Source organism: Shewanella sp. MF08487, assembly GCF_050848685.1.
Lineage (GTDB): Bacteria > Pseudomonadota > Gammaproteobacteria > Enterobacterales > Shewanellaceae > Shewanella > Shewanella glacialipiscicola.
Genome location: NZ_JBOZPB010000017.1, coordinates 91,488 through 104,344, shown reverse-complemented (window position 1 = coordinate 104,344; position 12,857 = coordinate 91,488). Strand labels below are relative to the sequence as shown.

Genomic DNA, 12,857 nt, shown 5'->3' with positions numbered 1-12,857 from the left:
GTAGGAGTCTGGGCCGTGTCTCAGTCCCAGTGTGGCTGATCATCCTCTCAGAACAGCTAGGGATCGTCGCCTTGGTGAGCCATTACCTCACCAACTAGCTAATCCCACCTAGGTTCATCCAATCGCGGAAGGCCCGAAGGTCCCCTCCTTTCCCCCGTAGGGCGTATGCGGTATTAGCAGTCGTTTCCAACTGTTATCCCCCTCGACTGGGCAGATCCCTAGGTATTACTCACCCGTCCGCCGCTCGCCGCCTCAGGAGTAAACTCCCTTGCGCTGCCGCTCGACTTGCATGTGTTAGGCCTGCCGCCAGCGTTCAATCTGAGCCATGATCAAACTCTTCAATTAAAGTTTTTTGCTTCTCAACTTCTTATAAATAAGAAGCCAATCAGCGGCTCAATGAATTCTGATTTTTTGTTTCTGCTACAGAAACAAACTGTACATATTGCTATGAACACTCATTGTTACATTGATTTAAATTTTTGACTGCCAACCCGAAGGCTAAGCAGTTTCGATTAACTCAACACCTGTGAGTGTCCACACAGATTTCTTGTTTTATATTGTTAAAGAGCAACTCAATCTCATTAGAGAACTTGAGTACCACACTGAGCATCGAATGCTTCCAGATGGCTAGGGCTGCGTATTCTACGCATTTCCCATTGTGCGTCAAGGATTATTTACATAAACCTCCAAAACTCATCAATCAGTAAACTTATTAATGAACTGTCACATCAGGCTGCTTAACGCTGTCTGCCGTGTCAGTGGATGCGCATTATAGGGAGATTGAGAAAGTGCGCAAGGGCTTTTTAAAAAATTAAAGTCAAACGCATGAATAACCATCAAACTGCAGAAATATGCTGCAAAATTGGCTGATTATCCCTATTGAGCTGATAAATTTGACTAAGAAAATCACCAACTATCGTGGTTTTAATGGATTGAACTCCTATAAACAGAGGTGAATAGGTATTTTATCTATAATAAGTAAACCTTCTCAAATATAGGAAAGATAGTAGCGATGGCCTAAGATGAGAGACAATAACCGCATAACTGCCAAATTCACTATGCCATTGCATTCTTAGCGTGATGAGATACTCAGTCATTGCTCTATAAACAGATACCGTTATTTTTATTGTTTGATTGGATGAATTTTGCATACACTGATTTGTGTTAAGCCATGGGCGTGGCTCTAGCCGTCAAGAAAGCATATTTTATTGTATCGATAAGCTGCCATTAGGAATAATTTCAATGTTACCAGTGAACAAGTTCAGAACAATATTATGCCAGTGGCTCTGGCTAGGCCTTTTCACTAGTCCTGTTTTGGCAGACGTTATTTATACTTGGGTTGATGATAATGGGGTGACGCATTACAGCCAGCAGGCCCCACAACAAGAGAATATTAAAGCTGAGAAGTTATACAGTAAAGATTTGTCGCAGGCTAAAGTGGGTTTTATTGCACCAGTAAAGAAAGAAGAAGTACCACAAACCAGTGAAGTAGAAAAGTCAGCAGCTTTGATTAAAGAGAAAGATGCCAAACAGGCTCAATCGATTTGCGAGAGTGCTACACACAATTTAGAAGTACTAACGACGCATACTAATCTTATCCGCCAAACTTCCGATTCGGGTGAATCTGTCGCTATGACTGAAGAAGATCGCCAAACATCGATTGCTCAGCAACAAGAAAGAATCAAACTCTTCTGTAATAAGAAGTGATAAAAATAGCAGCCGATAAATGTATGAACAAAAAAAGTGCTTGAGCAAATAAAAAAGGGCCGAGTTAGAAACTCAGCCCTTTTGGGTTTTAGTGCTTTGATGTAGGTTCGATACCGATTAAATCAGCTCTGTACTGATTGATTTCAAGCTCAGTTTCTAGATCGCTTATTTTAAAAAAACCGGTGCACCTACCTCAAGCATCCATCTCTCGCATTCAAACAATACACGCCGTTATTGCTCAAATACTAACTCGCCACCCACACAGCTGACTTTGATTGGTTTGCCTGGTAATAAATCGCCACGCAACAATCTTTGCGCCAGTGGGTTTTCGACTTCTTGCTGCAATGCGCGTTTCAACGGTCTTGCGCCATACACAGGATCGAAACCAATTTCCGCAATCAATGATAATGCGTCGTCGGTGATCTCCAATGTATAGTCCTTCTCTGCCAAACGTTGGCGTAAAGAAGCAATCTGTATCGAAGCAATACGCTTGATATTGGCAGCATCCAATGGATGGAACACCACAGATTCATCGATACGATTTAAAAACTCGGGTCTGAAACTGTGAGTAACCACATTCATTACCGCTGCTTTCATCTCTGCATAGGTCACTTGACCAAATCCTTCTTGGATAATGTCGGAGCCTAAGTTCGAGGTCATGATGATCACTGTATTTCTAAAATCTACAGTACGACCTTGACCATCGGTTAAGCGTCCATCATCAAGCACTTGCAGTAAAATGTTAAACACATCGGGATGCGCTTTCTCGACTTCGTCGAGCAATATCACCGAATAAGGTTTACGACGAACGGCTTCCGTTAAGTAACCGCCCTCTTCATAACCTACGTATCCTGGAGGCGCACCCACTAAACGCGATACTGAATGTTTCTCCATAAACTCGGACATATCAATGCGCACTAGGGCTGATTCGGTATCAAATAAGAACCGCGCCAATGATTTACACAGCTCAGTTTTACCCACACCCGTTGGGCCTAAGAACAGGAACGAACCAATCGGACGATTTGGATCCGCCAATCCTGCACGACTACGACGGATAGCGTTCGAAACCGCATCGACGGCTTCATTTTGACCAATAACCCGTTCATGCAACGCCACTTCCATTTGCAGTAATTTTTCGCGCTCGCCCTCAAGCATTTTCGATACGGGAATGCCCGTCGCTTTCGACAATACTTCGGCGATTTCGAACTCAGTAACCTTGTTACGCAATAACGTCATGTCCTGCATTTCGGCTTGCGATGCCAAATCAAGCTGTTTTTCAAGCTCAGGAATGCGACCGTACTGCAGCTCAGACATCCGCGTTAAATCACCCGCACGACGCGCGACTTCTAAGTCCATTCGAGCTTGCTCAAGATCAGCTTTAATGTGCTGAGTTCCCGCAAGTGCCGCTTTTTCGGTGCGCCAAATTTCGTTCAGATCAGAAGCTTTAGCTTCAACTTCACGCAATTCTTCTTGCAAGGTTTCAAGCCTACGACGGCTAGCCTCATCACTTTCTTTCGCTAACGCTTGCTCTTCCAACTTAAGCTGAATAGCACGACGCTCTAATCTATCAAGCGACTCTGGCTTAGAGTCCATCTGCATACGGATACTCGATGCAGCTTCGTCAATTAAATCAATTGCCTTATCGGGCAACTTACGGTCCGACACATAACGGTGCGACATAGTTGCTGCCGCCACAATCGCCGGATCGGTAATTTCAACATGGTGATGCAGCTCATAACGCTCTTTCAGTCCACGCAAGATAGCGATGGTGTCTTCAACGCTTGGCTCATCCACCAGTACTTTTTGGAAACGACGTTCAAGGGCCGCATCCTTTTCAATGTATTGACGATACTCATCGAGCGTCGTTGCGCCGACACAGTGTAAGTCACCGCGCGCTAATGCAGGTTTGAGCATGTTACCCGCATCCATTGCGCCTTCGCCTTTACCCGCGCCGACCATAGTATGTAACTCGTCGATAAAGAGGATGACTTGACCTTCTTCTTGCGCGAGTTCATTAAGTACCGCTTTTAAACGCTCTTCAAACTCACCGCGATATTTAGCGCCCGCTATCAATGAGCCCATATCGAGGGATAAGACACGCTTATTTTTAATGCCCTCAGGAACTTCACCATTAACGATACGCTGGGCAAGTCCTTCAACAATCGCCGTTTTACCCACACCCGGTTCGCCGATAAGGACCGGGTTATTTTTACTGCGACGTTGTAACACTTGGATTGTGCGACGAATCTCTTCATCACGGCCGATCACAGGATCCAATTTACCCTGCTCTGCTCGCTCAGTGAGATCGATAGTAAATTTTTTCAACGCTTGGCGTTGATCTTCCGCATTAGGATCATCCACTTTTTGGCCGCCACGCATCTGTTCAATGGTTTGCTCCATCAACTCTTTGGTCGCGCCGGATTTTTTCAGCGCTTGCGCAAGGGCATCGGTACCTTCTAAGGCCGCAAGCACAAATAACTCGCTAGAGATATATTTGTCTTTACGCTTTTGGGCTAATTTATCGCACAGGTTTAATAACCGTATTAACCCTTGAGATAATTGCACATCGCCGCCAGTACCTTCGACTTGCGGTAAACGCTCGAGCTCTTGGCTCAAAAGCGATCGCAGCGCACTTACGCGAATGCCCGCTTGGGTTAATAACGGATGGATTGAACCTGAATCTTGGTTCAACAATGCCATCATCAAATGCAGTGGTTCAATAAACTGATGATCACGCCCAAGTGCAAGAGACTGGGCATCTGAGATGGCAAGCTGAAATTTATTGGTCATACGATCGAGTCGCATACAGCCTCCTAAAACTCACATAGTAGAGATATACCAATCCACAAGATATCTTGCCAATTTAGTAGCTTTAAATAAGTACCTCTAATGGAAAATTCTAAATAGGAATTGGTGTTACATTTCGTTAGTTAAAAGATGGGGGCTATTTAGCCAATTTCAAGCAGATACTACACAAATAGAGATAAATTTTAGGGATATAAGCTTAAGACTTAAGCCAGATCAACGAAGCCATGCGCCCCGTTACCTTATCACGTCGATAAGAAAAATAATTCGTGTCGGTAACAGTGCAGATATCGGCACTATAAATATGATTTATGCCAAGCAAACTCAAGCGTAATTTAGCTAAACTTACGATGTTGGCAAAACATTTATCACCACTCGGGATAAAACAGGCTGCCGCCTGCGGATGCAAAGCACAGAATGCTTGCTTTACTTCAGCGCCAACTTCAAATTTTTGTGGCCCAATAGCTGGACCTAAATACGCAATTAGCTCATTCATCGGTGAACTAAACTGCGCCGCGGTGGCTTCAATAACGCCATCACACAAACCACGCCAACCGGCATGAGCGGCTGCCACTTCGGTTCCCGCTTGATTACACATTAAAACGGGTAAGCAATCGGCAGTCATTATAGCGCAAACTTGGCTAGCCGTTCGGCTGTAACTAGCATCGGCAATCGGTGTATCCACAGCAGGAGCTAAGCTCAGCGCATCTAAATTAAGCACATGGGTACCATGAACTTGCTCAAGCCAGACAGGATCGGCAGTTAATGCTAATTGCTTGGAAAGTAATTCACGATTAGCCATCACCCGCTCAATCACATCGCCAACATGTAGCCCAAGATTAAGACTATCAAAGGGATGCGTGCTCACACCGCCATGACGATTTGTCATGGCGATGCCGACATTAGCAGGAACGGGCCAATCGTGATGCAACACTTACAAATACTCGATCGGATGCTCGACCGTGTCTTGACGCAGTGCTTTAGTCAGAATCACCATGTCTTCAGGAATTGGCGCTTGCCAGCTCATGATTTCACAGCTCACTGGGTGTGCTAATTCAAGACGTACCGCGTGCAATGCTTGGCGTTTAAAGTTTTTCAGAATATCAAAAAACGCGGGGCTAGCATATTTAGGCGGTTTTGGGCGGCCACCATAGGTAGGATCGCCAACCAACACGTGTCCTATGTATTCCATGTGTACACGAATTTGGTGAGTACGTCCCGACTCCAAACGCAGTCTTAATCGCGTATGGTTGCGGAATTTTTCTGCAACACGATAATGCGTCACCGCAGGTTTACCTGAGTGATGCACTGCCATATGAGTACGTTTCGTTGGATGACGACCAATTGGCTCATCCACAGTACCGCCGCCCGTCATAGTTCCCATCACTATCGCTTCGTATTCACGAGTGATTTCACGGGCCTGCAACGCCGCAACTAAATGCGTTTGTGCTTCAACAGTTTTGGCTACAACCATTAAACCTGTGGTGTCTTTATCAAGACGGTGCACAATACCCGCTCGCGGCACATGCTCAATATCAGGACAATGGTGCAGCAGTGCATTCATCAAGGTGCCATCAGCATTGCCTGCACCTGGGTGAACGACAAGGCCAGCTTGCTTGTTGATCACGATAATATCGTCATCTTCATAGATGATATCAAGATCAATAGCCTGCGCCGCGGCATGCACTTCTTCTTCGAGCGTGGCATCAATGACTATCTGCTGCAGCTCATAAACTTTCTCACGGGGCTTATTAACGACTACGCCGTCAACATAAACTGCATCAGATAGGATCCATTCCTTGATGCGCGTGCGCGAGTAATCTGGGAACAACTCTGCTAGGGCCTGATCTAATCTCAGTCCAGTTTGTGTTGCCGAAATCTCGCTTTTTAGATTAATCTCTTGTGTCATAGGAACCGTATCCCCATTTAGGGGTCAAAAAATGTGTGCTATCTGTTACAATCGGATGTTTTCTATTTTATAGTGAAATGGAAAAATTCTTAACTACAACTTAAAAAGAATTGAATTCAAGTATGTATAAATTTTCCAAAGGCGTTACCTTAGTCCTATTTTCACTAGCGTTATCAGCCTGTAGCAGCAGCCCTGATGATAACGATATTGCCGCCAAAACGTCACCTGATGTACTTTACACTCAGGCAAGAACCTCTATGGAACTTGGCAATTACTCTAAAGCTGTCCGTTCTTTGGAAGCGTTAGACTCGCGCTTCCCCTTCGGACCTCACAAAACTCAAGTCCAGTTAGACCTGATTTATGCTTACTACAAAATGGACGATGTTGCCTCGGGGATTGCGAATATAGACAGATTTATCCGTCTTAATCCTACTCACCCTGATGTCGACTACGTGTTCTATATGCGCGGTTTAGTGAACATGCAAGCAGACAACTACTTGTTCCACGATATGCTTAGTATTGACCGAACCGATCGTGATCCTAAAAATGCTCAAGATGCTTTCAAAGATTTTGATCGTCTTATCAAAACCTATCCTAACAGCAAATATGCCGCAGATGCGCAAAAACGCATGTTAGCGTTAAAGAATCGCTTAGCAAGATATTCAATTCAAGTTGCCGAGTATTACCTCAAGATGAATGCTTGGAGCGCCGCAGCGATTCGAGCACAATCAGTTATGGAAACTTACCCTGGCACCCCTTCAAATGAACGGGCATTAGAAATAATGATAGAAGCTTATGGCGAATTAGGTCAGAGCAAGCTGAAGCAAAACGTGCTCATGGTAATGCAAGCTAACTATCCAAACAATGAAATCTTATCAAACTAATGTAGAAAGCCCCTGTAATAGGGGCTTTTTTTTGCTTTGGATTACAAATAAGTTATTATTTAGGTTTGCTAAGTGCTCAGTCTATATTGAAGTTTGACGATTTTGACATCGACAATAGCCACACAAATGATACTTTCGAGTGAATCTTACTCAACCAAGTCGTTTTTTAGGTTATTTCGTAAAAATCTATTGACTCAAAACCCGAAAAGCCTTTAAATTGCGCCCGTCGCCCGAATAGCTCAGTCGGTAGAGCAGAGGATTGAAAATCCTCGTGTCCCTGGTTCGATTCCGGGTTCGGGCACCATCTTTAAATTGGTTGCTACAGCGGCTAATGTTAGAGAACGGTAATAGGTACAGTGCAGGTGTGGTGGAATTGGTAGACACGCCAGCTTCAGGTGCTGGTGCTCGCAAGGGCGTGGAGGTTCAAGTCCTCTCACCTGTACCAAATTGCAGTTCAACGAAACAAACCATTACGATTTGTTATTCGATATTAAGATTATTCATTCGATGAAATTTCGGATATCCATGCAGATGTGGTGGAATTGGTAGACACGCCAGCTTCAGGTGCTGGTGCTCGCAAGGGCGTGGAGGTTCAAGTCCTCTCATCTGTACCAACAATTAAACCTCGCCAAGCGAGGTTTTTTTGTGCCTGCTTTTTACGTCTACAATAAATTAAGTCCCCTGTTACTTCCCCTTTAAATTTATTAAACCTATCTTTAACTGACTTAGTATTAGCTACTTTACATATTGAAATCAAAGTAACAATACAATCCAGCTGATGTACTAAATCTCCAAGTCAAACACTACTAATATGCCTACACACTTGTTGCCATAACATAGAAAACGACAATAACCATTGATCCAAATCAAATAGATCTTTAAACTTATTAAACATTCATATTATTTGCGCGTTAAGGATTTTCTATGTTGGATAGCCGTACCATCCAAGTTATTAAAAGCACCATTCCCCTATTAGAATCAGCAGGACCTGCACTTACTACGCACTTTTATGAACGTATGTTCAAACATAATCCCGAGTTAAAAGATGTTTTTAACTTAGCGCACCAGCATTCTGGTGGTCAACCTGTCGCCCTTTTTAATGCTGTCGCGGCCTATGCTAAAAATATTGAAAACCTAGCTGTTCTGGCATCAACCGTCGAGCGTATTGCCCAAAAACATACAGGTTTTTTAATTAAGCCTGATCAATATGCCATTGTCGGTAGCCATTTATTAGCCACTCTTAAAGAGTTAGGTGGTGATGCGGTTACAGAAGAAGTATTAGAAGCCTGGGGACAAGCCTATGGGTTTTTAGCTAACATTTTTATTCAGCGTGAGGCGCAAATTTACCAAGCACAAGCAGAACAAGAAGGTGGGTGGACAGGTGAACGTCGCTTTATTATTAGCGCGAAAAATACCGAGTCAGCAGTCATCACCTCCTTCATATTGACTCCTGAAGATGGCAAGCCAGTTAAAGATTTTATTCCTGGCCAATATTTAAGTGTAAAGCTAAAACATCCTAACTTAGCCAATGAAGAAATTCGTCAGTATTCGCTGTCCGATGCCCCTAATGGCAGCCATTATCGCATCAGTGTAAAACGTGAAATCGGTGGCCAAGTGTCTAATCTGCTTCACGATGTATTACAAGCCGGTGACAAAGTTATGGTCATGCCACCCGCTGGAGATTTCATGCTTGAAGTGACACCTGAAATGCCAGTGGTATTAATTTCTGCTGGTGTAGGCCAAACTCCAATGAAAAGTATGCTAAATCAGCTACTCAAGCAGCAACATCCAAGCGATATCACTTGGTTGCATGCCTGCGAGCAAGGTCCTGTACACGGTTTTAAAGAGGCAATTCATGCCAAGCGCAAGCAGTATACCAATCTAACTAGCCATGTCTGGTATCGTGAGCCGACTTCAACTGATGTGTTAGGTGAAGACTATGATTTTGAAGGACAAATGGAATTAAGCAAAGTAGCCGAGCAACTGGTTCCTAATGCACGTTATTATTTCTGTGGCCCAATTGGATTCATGTCTGCTATCAAACAGCAATTACTCGCGCTCGGTGTGACAATTGAAAACATGCACTATGAAGTATTTGGCCCACACGCCGATCTGTAAGGCATGCTAAGGGCTTGAGGGAATGAACTCTCAAGCCCGCTTTTATGCTTAGCATGGCAGAGATGACGCTATATGTGTCTCATACGTTGAACTATCAGTTTTCAGCGGATACAAGCCACTTCTGAAGCAGTCAATACACGGCTCTCACCCGGCGCTAGCGTGTCATCCAACACAATGTCGCCTATCGATAATCGATGTAGGCCAACGACTGGATTGCGAAATCGTCCAAACATCCGCTTAATTTGATGGTACTTACCTTCCTTTAAAGTCACTTCAGCAACATGATCAGCAAGGATCACCAATTTAGCAGGCTGAGTCATTATATCTTCAAAGCTGAAATACATGCCTTCGGCAAATGCGGCTATATATTCTTCAGTTAATGGATTAGCTAAGGTGACGCGATACACTTTATCAACCTTATGCGTCGGTGACATTAGTGCATCAGACCAGCGGCTGTCATTGGTAAGTAATAATAAACCCGAAGAATTTAAATCTAGTCTACCCGCGATATGCAACTCATCACGGGCTTCGCAATCGAGCAAATCAATCACAGTTTTATGCTGAGTATCTTTGGTGGCGCTCACTACACCAATCGGCTTATGCAACATCCAATAAACCGGCGTGTTGGCTTGCAGTATTTGATCGCCAAGTTGAATATGCGAAAACTCATCCACTTGCATATCCATGTCTTTGACGATTAATCCGTCGATACTGACGTTACCTGACAGCAGTAGTTCACGTACCGCTTTACGGTGCGTTTGTAACTGGGTACAAAGATAACGATCAAGCCGGCCGCGCTTAGATTGCATAACACCACAAATGACGAAATATGAATGGGATGGCTATTCTATCAGGATGAACGTTGCGCTCATAGCGAGCCATTACCGCTCTATATAACGAAGGTTTTCGGGACGAAATTGGATCCCTGTCGCTACAATTTGTTAAGATAGGGACTTAATTCATCTTATTATGAGTGGTTGCCGCATCAAAAACTTATCTGCAAATCCCGTTATACAATGTTCGAATCTGCTACTTTTAGCCTTATTTTTAGTGACGCTTGCAAGCTCTTTTTTCGCTCAAGCGAATGATACAGCTAGTCCGTCCGCGGTCTCAACACCTTCCGCCATACATGATAAACCATTGATCGAGCGTTACGTCCTCGATGAGCTTAAATTACTTAGGCACGATCAGCAGGATCTCGAACGACGCCTCACGATTGATATTACCGACCGTGAAATGGCAGTTGCTAATGCGTCGATGAATTACGCCAATGTCACTGTGACTTACTTCTTCTACATCATTGCGGGGGTCGCCTCTTTAGTTGCTTTTATCGGCTGGCAATCCCTGCGGGAAATCAAAACCCATACCGCAAAATTAGCGGCTAATCAGCTACAAAGTATTGCAGAGCAATACGAAAATAAATTTAAAGCATTAGAGCAAGACCTTAAGCGTAAGAGTCGTACTATCACAGACAATAATCGTGAGATTGAGATTATTAATGAAATCCATAATCTCTGGCTACGCGCCCAAAGCGCACAAACCCCAGAACAAAAGATTGAAGTCTATGATGAAATTCTCACGATCCGCCCAGGGGATTTAGAGGCGCTGACCTACAAGGCTGATGCGGCCATGGAAATGCGCGAGTTTAACTGGGCACAAAGCCTATGTAATCGCGTATTAGAAGTTGACCCGACTAACGCCCACGCGTTTTACCAAAGAGCCTGCGCTTTTGCCTGTTTAGGCGTAGAAGAAAGAGCGATTTCTGATTTAGAGCGCGCTATCGATAACAGCGCTTCGTTTAAAGAGCTGGCTTTAGATGAGGCTGATTTTTCACAACTTAAAGGGCATCAACGTTTCGATACGTTATTGGCTTATCACGAACCTTAGAGACAAGAATATTGATAGCGGTTCTATAGTCATTTGGTACACTATCTGAGCCATTCTTTGACTCAGTTATCAACTCTGCGATGTTTTATCCGATAGATAAAGCATCACAGAGGTGCAGCCTAAAGTCACTCTAGAGTGATAACTTCAATCTTATATGCACAGCGGCGCGCGCCTTCGATGATATGTTCTTCACGGCTCACCACGGCAATATCGGCGAATAGCTGCTGAAAAAGTTGTAATTCTGAACGGCAAAAATTTAAACATTTAGTGGCTGCAGCGCAGATAGGACAATGATTTTCGAGTAAAAAATATATGCCACCTATTTGCTCCATCGTCGCCATATAGCCTTCGTTTGAACGCAACTGCACAAGTATAGCCAAACGAGTAGGAATATCTGTCGCCCCTACCATCGCGGCACTATATTGGATTAACGCACTTTGCTCCCGATGGTCAATTAACTTGTCTAAGCCTTGATCGCCAAAAATCATTCTCACCGAATCAATTAGCTGTACCGTCAACTCTTCATGGCGATCAGCAAAGTGAACACGGCTTTGCTCAGTCAAAGCCCAATATCGCGTTGGCCGACCACGCCCCTCAACTCTATCTTCGATGTCAACATCGTCTGCGTCTTCCAATGCCTGAAGATGTTGACGCACGCCCATAGTCGTTAACGCCAATTCCTCCGCTAAGGTTTTAGCGGTAAGCGGACCATGCAACTTGAGCAATTGAATAATCTTATCAGTGGTTTTCATCTGTTATCTCCGATGTTAGCCAGCGCATTATCTCCGATCCAATACCGCTTTAACAGATTAAATAAACTTTTTTATTTACTTTATCCTTTACAAGATTAAGTAAAGTAATTACCTTATAAATAATTTATAAACAAATAGGTTTACTTAATGAAATTACTCATTATCAGCACCAGCCAAAGACCCAACTCCCAAAGTGCTAAAGTCGGTCGTTACATTGCCGAAAGCAGTTTCTCATCTCCCCATGCTATGGGTTACGCCAGCATACATCACTTAGAGTTATGCCAATTTAACCTACCATTTTGGGATGGAGAGGAAGACAACAAAGGGGAGCACTGGCCCGAAATAGAGCAAAGAGTCGATGAAGCCGATGCGCTGGTACTTATCACCCCTGAATGGGGCGGCATGGCATCGCCACTACTGAAGAACTTTTTATTGATGTGTACTCGCGAAGAAACAGCTCATAAACCGGTACTGTTAATCTCAGTATCGAACGGGATTGGCGGTACCTATCCCATCGTTGAAGTGAAGATGAATGCATTCAAAAACAATAAATTAGTGCCCATTCCCGATCACTTGATCATCCGCAATGTCAGCCATGTACTCAATGCCATTCCCGAGGGAACCCACGATATCGCACTCAGGGAAAGAGTGCAGTACAGCTTGTATATGCTACATCAATACGCCCAAGCATTAGCGCCCATTCGTCAACAACATGCAGGACAAGCGTACCCAAAGCAGCAAGAATACTGTTACGGTATGTAAGCGGCTTGAGATTTTAACCACCAGCAACAGACT

Annotated in this window: 10 protein-coding genes, 3 tRNA genes and 1 rRNA gene; 8 read left to right on the top strand and 6 right to left on the bottom strand. The window is 44.1% G+C overall.

All coding sequences use genetic code 11. The features are described 5' to 3' along the window. A 16S ribosomal RNA gene (locus tag ACRN9H_RS12895) occupies positions 1-345 on the bottom strand; the annotation flags it as partial. An 897-nt stretch (positions 346-1,242) separates the two neighbouring features. On the opposite strand from ACRN9H_RS12895, the gene ACRN9H_RS12890 reads away from it, so the two are divergent. Beyond that, positions 1,243-1,707 carry a DUF4124 domain-containing protein gene (locus tag ACRN9H_RS12890; RefSeq protein WP_432314208.1) on the top strand — a complete coding sequence of 155 codons (465 nt, stop codon included), beginning with the start codon at positions 1,243-1,245 and terminating at the stop codon, positions 1,705-1,707. Positions 1,708-1,938: 231 nt separating this feature from the next. Here ACRN9H_RS12890 and clpB read toward each other — a convergent pair whose 3' ends face one another. The 3 genes from clpB to rluD form a co-directional block, all read right to left on the bottom strand. Continuing rightward, complete coding sequence (gene clpB, locus ACRN9H_RS12885) at positions 1,939-4,512, bottom strand: ATP-dependent chaperone ClpB (protein ID WP_432314206.1); 2,574 nt, start codon at positions 4,510-4,512, stop codon at positions 1,939-1,941. Between the two features lie 199 nt (positions 4,513-4,711). Further along, on the bottom strand, positions 4,712-5,446 hold the full coding sequence (pgeF, locus tag ACRN9H_RS12880; RefSeq protein ID WP_432314204.1) for a peptidoglycan editing factor PgeF: 735 nt from the start codon (positions 5,444-5,446) through the stop codon (positions 4,712-4,714). Beyond that, entirely contained in the window at positions 5,447-6,421 is a 975-nt protein-coding gene (gene rluD / locus ACRN9H_RS12875) for a 23S rRNA pseudouridine(1911/1915/1917) synthase RluD (RefSeq protein WP_432314202.1), read from the bottom strand. It lies immediately after the preceding gene. Positions 6,422-6,543: 122 nt separating this feature from the next. On the opposite strand from rluD, the gene ACRN9H_RS12870 reads away from it, so the two are divergent. From ACRN9H_RS12870 to hmpA, 5 genes are all read left to right on the top strand, one after another. After that, positions 6,544-7,305: an outer membrane protein assembly factor BamD gene (locus tag ACRN9H_RS12870; RefSeq protein WP_432314200.1), complete on the top strand. Its 762-nt coding sequence runs from the start codon at positions 6,544-6,546 to the stop codon at positions 7,303-7,305. Positions 7,306-7,533: 228 nt separating this feature from the next. Next, positions 7,534-7,609 (top strand) — tRNA-Phe (locus tag ACRN9H_RS12865). A gap of 54 nt (positions 7,610-7,663) precedes the next feature. Next, positions 7,664-7,750, top strand: a tRNA-Leu gene (locus ACRN9H_RS12860). A gap of 82 nt (positions 7,751-7,832) precedes the next feature. Next, positions 7,833-7,919, top strand: a tRNA-Leu gene (locus ACRN9H_RS12855). A 310-nt stretch (positions 7,920-8,229) separates the two neighbouring features. Continuing rightward, positions 8,230-9,423, top strand: coding sequence for an NO-inducible flavohemoprotein (gene hmpA / locus ACRN9H_RS12850; RefSeq protein ID WP_432314198.1), 1,194 nt, complete (start codon positions 8,230-8,232; stop codon positions 9,421-9,423). A gap of 101 nt (positions 9,424-9,524) precedes the next feature. Here the strand turns inward: hmpA and ACRN9H_RS12845 are convergent, their stop codons facing one another. After that, positions 9,525-10,232 carry a pseudouridine synthase gene (locus ACRN9H_RS12845; RefSeq protein ID WP_432314196.1) on the bottom strand — a complete coding sequence of 236 codons (708 nt, stop codon included), beginning with the start codon at positions 10,230-10,232 and terminating at the stop codon, positions 9,525-9,527. 331 nt (positions 10,233-10,563) lie between these two features. Between ACRN9H_RS12845 and ACRN9H_RS12840 the strand changes: the two genes are divergently transcribed. Next, complete coding sequence (locus ACRN9H_RS12840; RefSeq protein ID WP_432314194.1) at positions 10,564-11,310, top strand: TPR end-of-group domain-containing protein; 747 nt, start codon at positions 10,564-10,566, stop codon at positions 11,308-11,310. 125 nt (positions 11,311-11,435) lie between these two features. Here ACRN9H_RS12840 and ACRN9H_RS12835 read toward each other — a convergent pair whose 3' ends face one another. Beyond that, on the bottom strand, positions 11,436-12,062 hold the full coding sequence (locus ACRN9H_RS12835; protein WP_432314192.1) for a helix-turn-helix transcriptional regulator: 627 nt from the start codon (positions 12,060-12,062) through the stop codon (positions 11,436-11,438). Between the two features lie 147 nt (positions 12,063-12,209). Here ACRN9H_RS12835 and ACRN9H_RS12830 point away from each other — a divergent pair, with 147 nt between their 5' ends. Further along, positions 12,210-12,824: an NADPH-dependent FMN reductase gene (locus ACRN9H_RS12830; RefSeq protein WP_432314190.1), complete on the top strand. Its 615-nt coding sequence runs from the start codon at positions 12,210-12,212 to the stop codon at positions 12,822-12,824. Positions 12,825-12,857: the final 33 nt, after the last annotated feature.